A 14,720-nucleotide genomic window follows, 5' to 3' on the forward strand; every position below is an offset into this window, starting at 1 on the left:
GAATTTTCAAGTTCACACCCGCAAGGACCGCCCAACCCAAAAGGCGCGCTTCATGACAGACACCACCACTCCCGACCTCACCGCCAGCCTGGCGCCCGGAGCGACCGGCGCCCGGCAGTCCCTGATGGCAACGCTGGCAGCCGCAACGCCGGAAGCCGTTGCCGAACGTTATGACACCCTGACCCCGCCGGCCTTCGAACTGGTGCGCCAGCCGGAAACCGGCCTGGTGATGGTCCGCGGCCGCATGGGCGGCACCGGCAGCCCGTTCAACCTCGGCGAAGTCACGGTCACCCGCTGCGTTGTCCGCCTCGGCACCGGCGAGACTGGCAGTTCCTACAGCCTCGGCCGCAACAAGCAGAAAGCCCTGCAGTCGGCCGTCATCGACGCGCTGTGGCAGCGCGACGACATGAAGGCCAGCATCGAGGCGGAGATCATCGCGCCGCTCGCCGAGGCCCAAAGCGCCGACAAGGAAACGGTGCGCGAGGAAACCGAGGCCACCAAGGTCAACTTCTTCACCATGGTGCGGGGAGACAATTGATGACATCTGCAAATGGTTCTTTGGCAGAAAGCGCTTCAGCCGCGACGCCGCTGGCCGCCGGCTTTGCCGATCCGGTGCATGACGCCCAGGGCGCCTTCCGCACCATCATGAACGCCATGGCCCGTCCGGGCACGCAGCACGCGCTCGATACCGGCCGCCTGACGCCGCCCGCGCCGCTGACACCGCTGGCCGCCACCATCGCGCTGACGCTGTTCGACTATGACACGCCGGTCTGGCTCGACAAGCCGCTGATGGCTTCGGACGCCGTCAAGCAGTTCCTGCGCTTTCACACCGGCGCGCCGATTGTCAGTGAGCCGGTCGAGGCCGCCTTCGCGCTGGTTTCGGCCCCGGTCACCATGATCCCGCTGGCGAGCTTCAACCAGGGCTCGGCGGAATATCCGGACCGCTCGACCACGGTGATCCTGACCGGACAGTCGTTCGAGGACGGCCCGGTGGTGATGTTCGAAGGTCCAGGCATCAAGGACACGATCCTGTTCAAGTCGGGCCCGGTGCCGCCGGTCTTCTGGGACCAGGTGATTGCCAACAACCGCCAGTTCCCGCGCGGCATCGACCTGATCTTCGCCGGCGGCGACAAGCTTGCCGCCCTGCCCCGTTCCACCCGCATCACACCGCAGGAGGGCTGAGCCCATGTATGTTGCCGTCAAGGGTGGCGAAAAAGCCATCCGCAACGCCCACAAGCTCACCGCCAAGCGCCGCCGGGGCGACACGTCCGTTCCCGCACTGACGCTTGACCAGATCGCCGAGCAGCTGAGCCATTCCGTGGCCCGCGTCATGGGCGAAGGCTCGCTCTATGACGAAGGCCTCGCCGCGCTGGCCATCAAGCAGGCCAGGGGCGACCTGATCGAGGCCGCCTTCCTGATGCGCGCCTATCGCACCACGCTGCCGCGCTTCGGCTACAGCCAGCCCGTCGACACCGGCGCCATGCTGGTCGAGCGCCGCGTTTCGGCCACCTACAAGGACCTTCCGGGTGGCCAGGTGCTGGGCCCGACCTTCGACTACAGCCACCGCCTGCTCGATTTTGCCCTTGCCGCCGAGGATGACGGCAGCACCCCTGAAGAGGTGGAAACCGCCGAGCCGCACGAAACGGCGATGCCGCGCGTCACCGATCTTCTGGGCGATGAAGGCCTGATGGAGCCGGACCCGGTCACCGATGAAGACACGCCCATCGGTGATCTGACCCGCGAGCCGCTGTCCTTCCCCGCCGACCGGGACCTGCGCCTGCAGAACCTCGCCCGCGGCGACGAGGGCTTTCTGCTGGCGCTCGCCTATTCCACCCAGCGCGGCTATGGCCGCACGCACCCCTTTGCCGGCGAGATCCGCTTTGGCGAGGTCGAGGTGGAATTCTTTGCCGAAGAACTCGGCTTTGCCGTCACGCTCGGCACCATCAAGGTGACCGAGTGCCAGATGATCAACCAGTTCAAGGGCTCGGCCAAGGCCGCGCCGACCTTCACCCGCGGCTATGGCCTCGTCTTCGGCCAGGTGGAGCGCAAGGCCATGTCCATGGCCATGGTGGACCGCTCGCTCCGCTGGGAAGAACTCGGCGAGGAGCAGGTCGCCCCGGCACAGGATGTCGAATTTGTCCTGTCCCATTCCGACAACATCCAGGCAACCGGCTTCGTCGAACACCTGAAACTGCCGCATTACGTCGATTTCCAGGCCGAACTCGGCCTCGTGCGCCAGATGCGCGCCGAGTGGTTCGAAAAACGCCGCCAGGAAGACGACGCCACGGAAGAAGAGGGCGTGAGCGCCCAGGAGGCCGCAGAATGAACGACACGGCTCAGATCTACGACCAGGGCGAATACAATTTCGCCTATCTGGACGAACAGACCAAACGCATGATCCGCCGGGCGATCCTGAAGGGCATCGCCATCCCGGGTTACCAGGTGCCGTTCGCCTCGCGCGAAATGCCGATGCCCTATGGCTGGGGCACGGGCGGGGTGCAGGTGACCGCCGCGATCCTCGGGCAGAACGACTGCCTGAAGATGATCGACCAGGGTTCCGACGACACCACCAACGCGGTTTCCTTACGCGGTTTCTTTGAAAAGACCGCCGGCATCCGCACCACCTACGAGACCGCGGAAGCCACCGTCATCCAGACCCGCCACCGCATCCCGGAAAAGACCCTGACCGAAGACCAGGTTCTGGTGTTCCAGGTGCCGATCCCCGAGCCGCTCCGCTTCCTGGAGCCGCGCGAGACGGAAACCCGCAAGATGCATGCGCTGGAAGACTATGGCCTGATGCATGTGAAGCTCTACGAGGACATCGCCAAGAACGGTCACATCGCCACGACCTATGCCTATCCGGTCAAGGTCAACGACCGCTATGTCATGGACCCCTCGCCGACGCCGAAATTCGACAACCCGAAGATCGACGAAATGGCCGCCCTGCAGCTTTACGGCGCCGGACGCGAAAAGCGCATCTACGCCATTCCGCCCTATACCAAGGTGAAAAGCCTCGACTTCGAGGACTACCCGTTCGAGGTGCAGACATTCGACAAGCCCTGCGCTCTTTGCGGCGCGGAGAATGTCTATCTCGACGAGGTCATCCTCGATGACAAGGGCGGGCGCATGTACGTCTGCTCCGACAGCGACCATTGCGAGGAACGGCGCGCGGCGGGCCATGTCGGTCCGATGGCCGCCAGCCAGGCAGCGCACCAACTCGACGACACCAAGGCCGGGGAGGCCGCCCGATGACCGCCATCCAAGACCAGGACCCGCTGCTGCAGGTCCATAATGTGACCCGCTATTATGGCGACCGGGTCGGTTGCCTCGACGTTTCCTTCGACCTTTGGCCGGGCGAAGTGCTGGCGATTGTCGGCGAGAGCGGCTCCGGCAAGACCACGCTGCTCAACTGCCTGTCGACCCGCCTCGCGCCGACCACCGGCGCCATCGAGTACCGCATGCGCGACGGTGCCATGCGCAACCTCTATCAGCTGACCGAGGCCGAACGCCGCCTGCTGATGCGCACCGACTGGGGTTTCGTGCACCAGAACGCTGCCGACGGCCTGCGCATGAACGTTTCCGCCGGCGCCAATGTCGGCGAGCGGCTGATGGCCATCGGCGACCGCCACTATGGCAACATCCGCTCCACCGCCGATGACTGGCTGGGCCGGGTGGAAATCGAGAGCGACCGCATCGACGACGATCCGCGGTCCTTTTCCGGCGGCATGCGCCAGCGCCTGCAGATCGCCCGCAACCTCGTGACCCGGCCGCGGCTGGTGTTCATGGACGAACCGACCGGCGGTCTTGATGTTTCGGTCCAGGCCCGTCTTCTGGATCTGCTCCGCCGGCTGGTGGCCGATCTTGGCCTCTCCGTTGTGATCGTCACCCATGACCTGGCCGTTGCCCGGCTGCTGTCGCACCGGATCATGGTCATGCGCCACGGCAATGTCATTGAAAGCGGCCTGACGGACCAGGTGCTCGACGACCCGCGCGAGCCCTACACCCAGCTGCTCGTTTCCTCCATTCTCCAGGTGTAAAGGATGCCAGATATGCCCGTACGCCTTTATCTCAACAATGTCGGCAAGACCTTCACCATGCATCTGCAGGGCGGCGCCGTCATTCCGGTGGTCAATCATGTCGAATTCTCGGTCAATGCCGGCGAATGCGTGGTGCTGGGCGGCCCGTCCGGGGTCGGCAAGAGCTCGATCCTGAAAATGATCTACGGCAACTACCGCTGCGACCAGGGCCAGATCCTGGTCACGGTCACCGACGAGATCGTCAATGTGGCCGGCGCCGAACCGCGCAAGGTGCTCAAGCTGCGCGAAGACACGATCGGCTATGTCAGCCAGTTCCTGCGCACCATTCCGCGTGTCTCGGCTGAAGATGTCGTCGCCGAGCCGCTGATCGCGCAGGGCGCGAGCGAAGCCGAAGGGGTCGACACGGCGCGGGCTCTGCTCGCCCGGCTGAATGTGCCCGAGCGGCTCTGGACCCTGCCGCCAGCCACCTTCTCCGGCGGCGAGCAGCAGCGCGTCAACATCGCCCGTGGCTTCATTGCCCATTACCCGATCCTGCTCCTCGACGAGCCGACCGCATCACTCGATGCGGCCAACCGGGCCGTCGTGGTGCGCCTGGTGGAAGAGAAGAAGGCCAAGGGCGTTGCCATGGTCGGCATTCTCCACGACCAGGATGTGCGCGAGCAGATCGCCGACCGGATCATCGACGTCTCGGGCTTCGCCGCCGACGCGGCCGCCTGAGCCCGATAGAAGGAAATGCTTGCGGGCGGGTGGAAACTGTCACAGAACAGTCACCACCCGCCTATAGGCCATCACTCCGGCCTCTTTTGATATTGCGATTCTGACCATGCGCTACGCGATCTACTTTGCCGCCGACGCAGGCGATCCCCTCATGCAGCTTGGCAATCACTGGCTGGGGCGGGACCCTTTCACCGGCAAAACCCTGACACAACCGGCCATTGACGGCCTGGATGCCGACCGCTTTGAAGCCCTGACCACGGATCCGCGCCGCTACGGGTTCCACGGCACGCTCAAGGCGCCGTTTTCACTGAAAAACGGCAAGAGCGAAGCGGATCTCGTGGCCGCCTGCCAGGCCTTTGCCGCCGACATTGCCCCGTTTGAGGTCAAGAGCCTCAGCGTCAATCCGCTCGGCCGGTTTCTGGCCCTGACACCGGACCAGCCGGAAGCAGCGCTTTCCGCCTTCGCCGCGCTCTGCGTCCGCCGGTTCGAGCCTTTCCGTGCACCGCTCAGCGAAGCGGATCTGGAACGGCGCCGCAAGAGCGGCCTCTCGCCGAAGCTGGATAGCTACATGACCTCCTGGGGCTATCCTTACATCTTTGACGAATTCCGCTTCCACATGACGCTCTCCAACAAGCTGGAGAACGACACGGAAGCCCGCCTTCTGGCTTCGGCCGCAAAAACGCATTTTTCAGAGGTCACCGGCCAGCCGCGCACCTGCGCGCAGGTCGGACTTTATACCGAGCAGGAGCGCGGCGCTCCTTTCCAGGTCCATTCGATCTTCCAGCTGCACGGCGACACGTCGCCGGAAAACGCGCTCGCCGAGATCGAAGGCCAAACCCGCAAGGAGACTGCATGAGCACGCATCCCAAAACCTTCAAGAACGCCCGCCTCATTCTGGCCGATGACGTTCTGGACGGGTCCCTGACGGTCGATGACGCCGGGCTGATTTCCGAGGTGGGGTCTCCGACGGAAACCGAAGGTCATGACTGCGAAGGCGATTACCTTCTGCCCGGGCTTGTTGAGCTGCACACCGACCATCTGGAAACCCATTATGCGCCGCGCCCGAAAGTGCGCTGGAACGCGGTATCAGCCGTTCAGGCCCATGACGCCCAGATCGCCTGTTCCGGCATCACCACGGTGTTCGATGCCCTGCGGGTCGGCATGGACGAGGACGCGGACCTGCGCTATCCGGACATGCGTGCCCTGGCCGATGCCATTGAGACCGGCCAACGCGAAAACCGCCTGCGCGCCGATCACTTCATCCATCTGCGCTGCGAAGTCTCCGCACCGGACGTTCTTGATGCCTTCAAGGTGTTCGAGGACGACGACAGCATCCGCCTGATCTCGCTGATGGATCACACGCCCGGTCAGCGCCAGTTCGTGTCGCTGGATGCCTACAAGATCTATTACCAGGGCAAGAAGGGCTTCACCGACGCCCAGATGGAAGAATTCATCCAGAAGCGTCAGCAACGCGCCAGCGGAATCGCCCCGGCAAACCGCAAGAAGCTCTCCGAAATTGCCGGAGAACGCGGCATCGCCATCGCCAGCCATGACGATGCCACAGTGGCTCACGTGGATGAAGCGGTCGGTCTCAACACCAAGATCGCCGAATTCCCGACCACGCTGGAAGCGGCCAAAGCCTCTCATGAGGCCGGCATGGCCGTGCTGATGGGTGCGCCCAACGTGGTGCGCGGCGGATCGCATTCCGGCAACATCTCGGCCAGGGAACTCGCCGAAGCTGGCGTGCTTGACGTGCTCTCCTCCGATTATGTCCCGATCTCGCTGCTTCAGGCCGCCTTCCAGCTGGCCGAAGAAATCGAGGCGATCAGCCTGCCCAAGGCGGTGGCAACCGTCACGTCGACACCGGCCAACGCCATTGGTCTCACCGATCGCGGCATGATCACGCCGGGCCGCAGGGCTGATCTGATCCAGGTCAAGATGGTCGGTGCCATTCCGGTGGTGCGGGGCGTCTGGCGGGAAGGCAAGCGCGTTGCCTGACGCAGCCCTAAAAACGGCTGAAAAACTCGGGCCCGGACGCATGGTTCTGGTTGTCGGCCCGAGCGGGGCCGGCAAGGATACGCTGATGGACGCGCTCAAGGCGCGCCTTGCCGGGCGCAAGGATGTCTCCTTTGCCCGCCGGGCCATCACAAGGGTCGCCGATGCCAATGCAGAAGACCATGACACGCTCAGCCGGGAGGCCTTCGACCGGCTGGTCGCCGAAGACGGCGTCGCGCTTTCTTGGGAGGCACACGGTCTCGGCTATGTCATCCCGAAGACTTATGACGATGCCATCCGCTCCGGAGAGACCGTCATTGCCAACGGCTCCCGCCGTGTCTTGAAACAGGCCGACGGCAAGTATCGGACCGCCATCACGCTGCTGATCACGGCCCCGGTCGAGGTTCTCGCCGGGCGCCTGGCGGCCCGCGGCCGGGAAAGCCGGGAAGACATTCAAAGACGGCTGGAACGCGCCGACCTGGAACCCGACAACGTTGCCAATCTGGTCCGGATCGAAAACACCGGCACGGTGGAAGAAGCGGTCAACCGGATGATGGCCGCCCTGGAGCTCTAGAGAGTGTCGCGATTAACGAGATCCAATGATCCTCGGTTAAACGCGATTTTCTCTGACCCTTCGTTATTGCACGAAAACGCAGAGCACGTTCTGACTGAAGGTGAGCGCCTGCTCGTCGAGCTCGTCCTGGTAGTCGCCGTCAAAGGCGTAGGCCATTTCGCGGAAATCCCGGGCGCTGCCCGTCAGGTCCGGCTCCCAGTCCTGCGGATAAAGATCGGCCATGGCCTCTTCGTGTTGAACCACCAGATCGGCAAGGTGAAGGGCGCATCCAACCACATAGGCCCTGTACTGCATGCGCTTGACAGGGTCGAGCTCGTGAACATCCGGTTCCTGCAGCAATTGCCAGAACCCTATGACATTCATGCAGGCGGTCCGCATCAGGCGGCCGCACTGCGCTTCGTTGGACCGGGACATGCTTGCCTCGCAAGATTCGCCTCGACCCTTCAAGCGTAGCAAGCCGCCTCAAAAGCGCAATGAACCTGAAGAGTCAGTGGCTGCCTTTACACGCCCAGATTCCTTGAAAAAGAAATACCACCTGAAAAACAGCCGCTTAGCCGGTGGACAACACCGTGACGAATGCGGCCATGATCCGGTCAGTTCTTCTTCTTCTTGTTGCCGAACACGTTCCCGAGCAGCCCTTGCGGCAGGCCAAAGCCTTCCTCGACGGCCTTCAGAACCTCTTCGTCGTCGACCTTGCCCTCGATGACCTTCTCGACGTCGATCTGGGTGCGGCCGCCGGTCGCCTGCTCGATGACCTTGTTGGCCTGATCCACCAGTTCCTGCGAAGGCGCCTTGTCGCCCTTCAAGATCGAGATCAGCTCGCCGCCGGTCTTTTCCAGCTGTTTGTAGGCCGCTTCCGGATTTTCCAGGATGCCCTTGATGTCGGGATAGATGCGCGGATCGTTCCAGTTGCCTTCGATCACGATCGGCACACCGAGCCCGGCCATTTTCTTGTCCTCGCCCTTCCGGCGCGGCTGGGGTGCCTGACCTTCAAGCGTCGGCACGATCTTCGGCTCAACCCGCCAGGACAGCCTTTGCGCCGGCATGTCGGTGGTGCCCTTGCCGGTCATGCGGATCAGCGGACCGATCAGAGACAGGTCATTGGTCGTAGCGATGCCGTTCTGGATCTGAAAGCTCGCACCGAGCGAGCTGAAGTCGGTCTTGGCCGATGGATTGGTCTGCCAGCCGAGCAGGGTCTCGATCGATAGGCCACGCACCATCTTCGGAATATTGATGCCGCGAATGGCTCCATCGGCGAAGTTGTAGCTGGCCGTGCCGTTCAGACCCTGCACCAGCGCCTGTTCGCTGCCTCCCCTCGACGTGACGTCCAGATTGATGGTCGCCTTGCCTTCGATCCAGCCAAAATCCGCGGCATCGCGCAGGACCGGATAGGCATTGAGATTGTTCATCGAGAATTTGGCCGAGAGTTCCGGCGTTGCCGCGGCGCCGTTCAGCGTCACCATGCCGGTGCCCTTGCCACCATAGAGCGCCAGATTTTCCAGATTGGCCGTCAGCACGCCGTTCTTGATCGTTGTCGACAACGCACTCTGGTCGATCTTGATCTTGTCCCAGCGGATTTCACGCGTGGTGAGCTTGAAATCGGCATCAATGGCTTTCAGACCGGAAAAGTCGATTGGCGCTGTGCTCCACCCCTGACTGTTTGACCGCTGACCACCACTGGCGCCACCCGAGCCGGTTCCCTGAGAGCTGCCCCCCGAAGCTTTCGACGCGCTCCCGAGATAGGGATCAAGCACCAGTTCGCGCAGATCGAGCCGTGCGGTTACCGACGGTTTGCCGGCGAGCACAATCCGGCCATTTGCCTCTCCGGAGGTGTCATCCAGGGTAAAGCGCGTTTCTTCAAAGGACAGCGTATCGCCCTTCACGCCAAAAATACCGGACGCCTTGAAGCGGTTCAGGCCGCCACCTGTACCGAGCGGTTGCCCCATCCAGGCCATCAGACCACGCAGATCGGCCGTTTCCAGATTGACAGCACCGTCAACCGCACCTGTTCTCGATGCCTGCCCGTTGAACCCGGCACTGAGCCGGTTGCTTTTCACGGTTACGGAAACCGGTGCCGCATTGCCCGCAAGCAGCTGCGCCGTGGCTGCCTCGCCTGTCAGGCTGAAAGCCTCACCGCGCCAGGAAAGCGCACCGCTGAGCGAAATCGGGTTCTCCAGCCCTTCCAGCTCAACCTGCATGGCAAGATTGGTCAGCCTGTCGGCTTCCGGGTCGCCGCCAACGGCGGAGGCAAGACCCAGGCCGCCGATTTCACCTTCCGCGACGCGCACGGTCCCGTTGATGTCGAGCCCCGCAACCAGCTCCTCACCCGTCAGGCCAACCGTTTCAAAGGCGAGATCGGCGCTGAGTTTACCGCTTGCGGGCAGGTTCTGGCCAGAAAGCTGAAGAAGATCGGCAATCGAGCCGTCTTTCAACACCACGCGACCCGAAATTTCCGGCACCAGTCCGGCGAGGTCCGCGTCCACGGCCCCGCCGAGCGACAACTGGCCGAGCAACACATGAAGGTCTGCAACGGACACGGCGGCTTCATTGCCGGCCACCTTGGCATCCAGCTTGAAGGCCCCCGGATCCGTTTCGATGTCCTGGCCTGCCAGGGCAGCCAGAGCCTTCAGGGAGGGTCCGGCAGCTTCCAGGGCCAAATCCGCCCGAGCCGGTTTGATACCGCCATTGCCGTCGATTTTCAGACTGTTCTCGCCGCTGGAAAGGGTCAGGGAAACGGGCACCTGTTCGCCAGCGACCATGCCAAGCGGATTGGACAAGGTTCCGGAGACGCCGAGCGGGATGTCCTGCAGCACGAACTGGCTTTCCAGCGCTACCTCGCCCGCAAGATCCGGCGCATTCAAGGTCAGGTCAAGATCACTGATCCGGATGGGCTGGTCGGCGGACTGGTCCTTCCAGGTGACCGTACCGCCGGAGATCTGAAGCCGGTCGACACCAATGCTCTTCAAGTATCCTTGAGAGGGTGCAGAGGACGTTTCTTCCCCCGCTGCGGGTTCCGTTGCGGAAGAGGTCGGCGCGGCGGCCTCCGCCGAGGCCGGAGCATTGTCACCCGGCAAATCCCGGCGCGGCTCCCAGCTTGTGGTGCCATTTGGCCCGACTTCCAGATAGATGTCCGGCTGCTCCAGCGCGATGCCCGTCACATTGATATTGCCGGAAATCAGCCCGCCCCAGCCCAGGCCGAATTCGATACGTTCTGCCTTGGCGAACTCGATGCCGTCGGCGCCCGCTTCGCCGGCAACACCAACCTTGTCGGCCGTCAGCGAGAAGGCTGGAAAAAGCGACAGCGACACGGGGCCATCAAGGCGCAGCCGCCAACCCAGGCGCTGATCCACCTGTTGAACTACCTGACGCTTGATTTCGTCCTTGGGCAGGAACAGCGGCACCACCAGGACGATGGTCACCAGCATGAACAGCAAGCTGCCCAATCCGATCAAAAGCCGACGCATTATTCCGGTCTCCCCATGGCGAATCGGCCCCAATGTAGACCAATTGAGGCGGAACGTCGCGACACAGAGTGCCCGCCGAATTTGGCCAAAAACGGAACCTGCCCGATTTGCAGCGGAAAGGCGTGCCTCAGGAAAGTGCGAACATGTGGTTGTCCCAGGAAATTCCGGGGGGCCGTGCCAGGATTTCTGCCGGGTCCTGGGGGTCCGTCACCAACGACAGCGCGCCATTGCCGTCGGAAACCAGGAAACTGCCCTGGTCGATCGGTGCGACGCCGCAACCGTCTGCGATGCTTTGGGTGCCGAGATAGTCCCCGGTCGCAGCGTTCCAGAACAGCGTCTGCGCGCCACGCGGTGCAGAGGTGGCGATGACGTCGCCGGCCCGATTGGCCGTAACGGAGCCAATGTAATTCTGCAATTCCGAAGCCGTTTTGATTGGAGTTTCCATCAGAACGGGCGATCTGTCACGAGAGAACACGCCGACCAGCGGCGGCGTTTCAGTCTCGGGTCCTTCGAATTGCCCGCCGACCCAGGCACGTCCTTCCGCATCGAGCGCCATGTGGCGCAAGGAGAGTTGATGCAGGTCTTTCTCGAGACGGTGTTCGGCCAGGATGTCGCCTGTCTCACGGTCGAGAAAGACGACAGACGGAGACATTGTCTCAAGGTTGAGCTTTTCGCGGCCCTTGTCCGGGTGGGTTTCAATACCGCCATTGGCCACGATCAGCGTCTTGCCATCCGGGGTAAGCAGCAGATCGTGCGGTCCGATGCCGCCGGTGTCCAATTCGCCCAGGCGGCGCATGTCCCGGCCGCTCATGTCGTAGACGCCGAGGACGCCGCGAGCGTTGTCAAAGTCGTTTTCAACGGCATAAAGCAGCCGGCCATCGGCCGAAAAACAGCCATGGCCGAAGAAATGCCGGCCAGGTTCAGCAGTCAGCGCACGCGGTTCCTGCTCCCGAAACGGTCGTATGACAACCGCAAAAGTGCCGGGGCGACGGGCGAAAGCGACCAGACACCTCTTGTCGGGCGAAACGGCAACGCCGTGACCGCGACCAGGCAGGGAGACCTTTGCGAGGATCTGCCCCAGGTCATCAACGATGCCGACACCATAGGCGCCATCCGCCTGTTGGAAGGCGCTGATGAACAGGGGGACGTCGTCGGCAGCATCACGCCCCAGAAGACTGGCGGCGAGCGTCGAGCGGGAAAAGGCCGGTGCCGAGGCCAGACTGCCCAGCGCGGACAGAAAACCGCGCCGCGACAGGCGCCGCGCCCTAGTCCCCGTCCAGGGCATTGAACCCTCCTGACAGGTCGAGAGCCCCGGCAATGCCCTGCAACAGGTCTTGGATCGATCCGACATTGATCACAAGGGCGGACGCCATGTTGTAACTGCCGTTTTCGCCAAACGTGGTCCGCAGCGGTGGTTGAAGCTTCGCCAGATAGCCGTCGGCATTCTTGAATTCAAAACCAAGCGTATCAAGTGTCCACTGGTCATCCGCCGACATCATGTCTTTGAGCGGCATGCTGAAAATCGCGTCCCGAACACCATCCAGTTCCGCGGTCAGATAGGTGACTGCGTTGCCGGACCGCGAATAGGGAAAACGGCGCGGTTTTGCCTTTTCGGTACTGGTGCCAAGGGCTGGCAAAAGATCCTGGTCCTTGACGATGGTCAGCGCCGTGGTGAAGGCGTTGTAGACGGTTTCAAAGGCTTCCTTGGATGACCGGAAGCGCGGGTTGTCGGCGCCGCCCGTCAGAAGCAGCTTGCGGTATCCATCCGGATCGGCCCAGTCTGCGGCGACCGCCACCGAAATGGCGGCTGCGTTCTGGGCGATCGCCAGCGCATACCGGCAGGTGAAATCCCGGTTTTTTTCTTCGGTGCCAAGAACAAGATTTGCCGACTTGTCAAAGGCAATCAGTTCAAAGGCGGTCAGGCTTTGAAGCGCGACACTTTTTTCCCTCAGACTTTGAACGTCAAGCACGCTCTCGTCTTTTGCCGCGTAGACCTTCCGGATCTGACGCTGCGCAATGCCGCGCGGATCCGGCAGGAAGGACAGCCGGTTGAGGCGGTCGTCCTCCAGCAGGGGACCAAAACGAAGAAAATGGATCCGGGCAAACCGGTCGACGGTTTCGGAAAATGCTGCCGTCAAGGCCTGCTGATTGGTGTTGCTGTTGTCAGCGCAAACGGCTTCAACTGCGCCAGGCAGCTTGGCTGCAGCGGTGGCAAAATTCTGAGTTGCGGGCCCGATGTAACTGGAAATAACGGCCTGAAGCGGCGTGTTCAAGTCAGCAGCCCCGGCGGGCAAGGCCGGCAGGGTGATTGCCAGGGCGAGAAGTAGAGACCGCATCAAAGAGACTCCAAAAACCGAAGAAGAGACTGGCGATCCGCGGGCGAGAGCGCCACAACTGCATCGCGCGCCTGTTGGGCTTCGCCTCCGTGCCACAACACCGCTTCAAGCAGGTTGCGCGCCCGGCCGTCATGCAGGAAGCGGGTGTGATTGTTGACCGTCTCCGTCAAGCCAATACCCCAAAGCGGTGGCGTCCGCCACTCCCGGCCCGACGCGTCGCCAACCGGGCGACCATCCGCGAGCCCTTCGCCCATATCGTGCAACAGGAAATCCGAGTAGGGCCAGATCAGCTGAAACCGGTGTGCCGGATTGTCTGCATCACGGCTGGTGACGAATTTCGGCTGGTGGCAGGACGTGCAGCCGGCTTCGTAAAACGCCTGTTTGCCCCTGAGAACCTCCGGGTCCTCCACGTCACGTCGGGCCGGAACCGCAAGGTTCTCGGAATAAAAGGTCACCAGTTCCATGACCGGATCTGGAGCTTCGGTGGGTCCGAGCTTGGCCTGTTCGCCATGAGGCAATTCCCGGCAGGTGGTTTGCGCTTCGGTGCAATCGCCATAATTGTCGGGCTTGTCCGGCGTTGAAATGCCGATGTCACCGGAAAAGGCGCCGGCGGTCTGTGTCCGGATGGTCGGATTGCTTGCTTTCCATCCAAAGCGGCCGATGACGAAGTTTCCCGTTTGAGGATCACGGACGCGGCTGATCTTGCCGGAGATGCCATCGCCATCGGCATCTTCCGGATCGGCCAGGACCTCCAGGTCTCCCGGATGAATGGCCTGGATGAGGCCGAGGCCGCTCATGGGTGGCGCCACCCGGGGCGATACCAGCGTCTCCGGATGCATGTCACCAAACCCGAGATCCCGGATCTTGTAGATCGGGCGCTGCAGGATCGCCGTCTCCCCGCCATTCAGCGGCACCACGATCTCTTCCGTTTCGATGTCGAACCGCCCTTCACCCGCAAGACCCGGGACGGCAAAGGACTGGAACTGGCCGCCATAGGTGGGTTCGGGCACGGACAGGATGTCTTTTTGCGTGAGCGCCTGGCGCTGTTCGTCCGTTTGCGGCGGAATGGACAGGCGCAGGAACAGCGACACGGCCTCGTCGCCCTCGCGCGGCGGCCGGCCGCGACCGTCCTTCAAATGGCAGCCCTGACAGGAGCGGGCATTGTAGAGCGGACCGAGCCCGTCTGACGCCTGGGTGGAAGAGGGTGAAGATGCCCAGAGTTTCTTGAAAAGGCCGTTGCCGACCTTGAACAGATGCTGTTCCTCGAAGGTCAGATTGGCATTGGCATGGGAAAGCGCATCGCGGTTGGGTCGGCGTTGCGACGTGCCCGCACCGCCCTGCATCAACTCGAAAGGTTCAGCCCTTTCAAAGTCCGTGGGGAACGACAGCACCTTGGAGACTTTTGCCCTGTCCTGGGCCGACAGGTCGTTCCGGTGCGGGAGCGGGTCTGCGGAAAGCGCCGGCTCTGCGGCCAGCCACATACACAAAAAGGCGCCCAATACAGCGCCGGAACCGGGAACCGGTTTCATGGATCGCATCCTGATTTTGCCGCGAGCCCCAATTCGCGGAAGATCCCGGTGGGCGGTCCTCGCCACCC

14 protein-coding genes are annotated in these 14,720 nt (G+C 62.8%); 9 read left to right on the forward strand and 5 right to left on the reverse strand.

The genetic code is table 11. The features are described 5' to 3' along the window. Nucleotides 1–52 precede the first annotated feature (52 nt). The 9 genes from phnG to phnN all read left to right on the forward strand — a co-directional run bounded on the left by phnG (nt 53) and on the right by phnN (nt 7,323). A complete protein-coding gene (phnG, locus tag ACO6TG_RS13950; protein WP_422378724.1) occupies nt 53–538 on the forward strand; it encodes a phosphonate C-P lyase system protein PhnG in 486 nt (161 codons plus the stop codon). Then, complete coding sequence (gene phnH, locus ACO6TG_RS13955; protein WP_422378725.1) at nt 538–1,182, forward strand: phosphonate C-P lyase system protein PhnH; 645 nt, start codon at nt 538–540, stop codon at nt 1,180–1,182. Before phnG ends, phnH begins: the two co-directional genes overlap by 1 nt. A 4-nt stretch (nt 1,183–1,186) precedes the next feature. Then, nucleotides 1,187–2,326: a carbon-phosphorus lyase complex subunit PhnI gene (locus ACO6TG_RS13960; RefSeq protein ID WP_422378726.1), complete on the forward strand. Its 1,140-nt coding sequence runs from the start codon at nt 1,187–1,189 to the stop codon at nt 2,324–2,326. Further along, nucleotides 2,323–3,252 (forward strand): alpha-D-ribose 1-methylphosphonate 5-phosphate C-P-lyase PhnJ, encoded by a 930-nt coding sequence (locus ACO6TG_RS13965; protein WP_422378727.1) that lies wholly within the window; start codon nt 2,323–2,325, stop codon nt 3,250–3,252. Before ACO6TG_RS13960 ends, ACO6TG_RS13965 begins: the two co-directional genes overlap by 4 nt. Beyond that, nucleotides 3,249–4,037, forward strand: coding sequence for a phosphonate C-P lyase system protein PhnK (gene phnK, locus ACO6TG_RS13970; protein WP_094072917.1), 789 nt, complete (start codon nt 3,249–3,251; stop codon nt 4,035–4,037). Before ACO6TG_RS13965 ends, phnK begins: the two co-directional genes overlap by 4 nt. A gap of 12 nt (nt 4,038–4,049) precedes the next feature. After that, complete coding sequence (phnL, locus tag ACO6TG_RS13975; RefSeq protein ID WP_422378728.1) at nt 4,050–4,754, forward strand: phosphonate C-P lyase system protein PhnL; 705 nt, start codon at nt 4,050–4,052, stop codon at nt 4,752–4,754. A 106-nt stretch (nt 4,755–4,860) separates the two neighbouring features. Further along, nucleotides 4,861–5,610, forward strand: a complete 750-nt coding sequence (locus ACO6TG_RS13980; protein ID WP_422378729.1) for a DUF1045 domain-containing protein — start codon at nt 4,861–4,863, stop codon at nt 5,608–5,610. Further along, nucleotides 5,607–6,752, forward strand: a complete 1,146-nt coding sequence (locus ACO6TG_RS13985) for an alpha-D-ribose 1-methylphosphonate 5-triphosphate diphosphatase (protein WP_422378730.1) — start codon at nt 5,607–5,609, stop codon at nt 6,750–6,752. Before ACO6TG_RS13980 ends, ACO6TG_RS13985 begins: the two co-directional genes overlap by 4 nt. Then, nucleotides 6,745–7,323, forward strand: coding sequence for a phosphonate metabolism protein/1,5-bisphosphokinase (PRPP-forming) PhnN (gene phnN / locus ACO6TG_RS13990; protein WP_422378731.1), 579 nt, complete (start codon nt 6,745–6,747; stop codon nt 7,321–7,323). The genes ACO6TG_RS13985 and phnN overlap by 8 nt, the downstream gene beginning before the upstream one ends. A 63-nt stretch (nt 7,324–7,386) precedes the next feature. Here the strand turns inward: phnN and ACO6TG_RS13995 are convergent, their stop codons facing one another. From ACO6TG_RS13995 to ACO6TG_RS14015, 5 genes are all read right to left on the reverse strand, one after another. After that, nucleotides 7,387–7,737, reverse strand: a complete 351-nt coding sequence (locus ACO6TG_RS13995) for a hypothetical protein (protein WP_094072921.1) — start codon at nt 7,735–7,737, stop codon at nt 7,387–7,389. 179 nt (nt 7,738–7,916) lie between these two features. After that, nucleotides 7,917–10,787 (reverse strand): AsmA family protein, encoded by a 2,871-nt coding sequence (locus tag ACO6TG_RS14000; protein WP_422378732.1) that lies wholly within the window; start codon nt 10,785–10,787, stop codon nt 7,917–7,919. Nucleotides 10,788–10,914: 127 nt separating this feature from the next. Next, nucleotides 10,915–12,072, reverse strand: coding sequence for a DUF1513 domain-containing protein (locus ACO6TG_RS14005; protein WP_422378733.1), 1,158 nt, complete (start codon nt 12,070–12,072; stop codon nt 10,915–10,917). Then, complete coding sequence (locus ACO6TG_RS14010; RefSeq protein ID WP_422378734.1) at nt 12,053–13,123, reverse strand: imelysin family protein; 1,071 nt, start codon at nt 13,121–13,123, stop codon at nt 12,053–12,055. The genes ACO6TG_RS14005 and ACO6TG_RS14010 overlap by 20 nt, the downstream gene beginning before the upstream one ends. After that, nucleotides 13,123–14,652 (reverse strand): di-heme oxidoredictase family protein, encoded by a 1,530-nt coding sequence (locus ACO6TG_RS14015; protein WP_422378735.1) that lies wholly within the window; start codon nt 14,650–14,652, stop codon nt 13,123–13,125. The genes ACO6TG_RS14010 and ACO6TG_RS14015 overlap by 1 nt, the downstream gene beginning before the upstream one ends. Nucleotides 14,653–14,720 lie beyond the last annotated feature (68 nt).

The organism is Roseibium sp., assembly GCF_965233565.1.
Classification (GTDB): Bacteria; Pseudomonadota; Alphaproteobacteria; order Rhizobiales; family Stappiaceae; genus Roseibium.

Excerpts from the sequence above, each read along its gene's own strand:
- ACO6TG_RS13960 (WP_422378726.1), top strand. The coding sequence starts at position 1,187 with ATGTATGTTGCCGTCAAGGGTGGCGAAAAAGCCATCCGCAACGCCCAC.
- phnG (WP_422378724.1), top strand. The coding sequence starts at position 53 with ATGACAGACACCACCACTCCCGACCTCACCGCCAGCCTGGCGCCCGGA.
- phnH (WP_422378725.1), top strand. The coding sequence starts at position 538 with ATGACATCTGCAAATGGTTCTTTGGCAGAAAGCGCTTCAGCCGCGACG.
- ACO6TG_RS14010 (WP_422378734.1), bottom strand. The coding sequence starts at position 13,123 with ATGCGGTCTCTACTTCTCGCCCTGGCAATCACCCTGCCGGCCTTGCCC.
- ACO6TG_RS14005 (WP_422378733.1), bottom strand. The coding sequence starts at position 12,072 with ATGCCCTGGACGGGGACTAGGGCGCGGCGCCTGTCGCGGCGCGGTTTT.
- ACO6TG_RS13985 (WP_422378730.1), top strand. The coding sequence starts at position 5,607 with ATGAGCACGCATCCCAAAACCTTCAAGAACGCCCGCCTCATTCTGGCC.
- ACO6TG_RS13980 (WP_422378729.1), top strand. The coding sequence starts at position 4,861 with ATGCGCTACGCGATCTACTTTGCCGCCGACGCAGGCGATCCCCTCATG.
- phnK (WP_094072917.1), top strand. The coding sequence starts at position 3,249 with ATGACCGCCATCCAAGACCAGGACCCGCTGCTGCAGGTCCATAATGTG.
- ACO6TG_RS14000 (WP_422378732.1), bottom strand. The coding sequence starts at position 10,787 with ATGCGTCGGCTTTTGATCGGATTGGGCAGCTTGCTGTTCATGCTGGTG.
- ACO6TG_RS13995 (WP_094072921.1), bottom strand. The coding sequence starts at position 7,737 with ATGTCCCGGTCCAACGAAGCGCAGTGCGGCCGCCTGATGCGGACCGCC.
- ACO6TG_RS13965 (WP_422378727.1), top strand. The coding sequence starts at position 2,323 with ATGAACGACACGGCTCAGATCTACGACCAGGGCGAATACAATTTCGCC.
- phnL (WP_422378728.1), top strand. The coding sequence starts at position 4,050 with ATGCCCGTACGCCTTTATCTCAACAATGTCGGCAAGACCTTCACCATG.
- ACO6TG_RS14015 (WP_422378735.1), bottom strand. The coding sequence starts at position 14,652 with ATGAAACCGGTTCCCGGTTCCGGCGCTGTATTGGGCGCCTTTTTGTGT.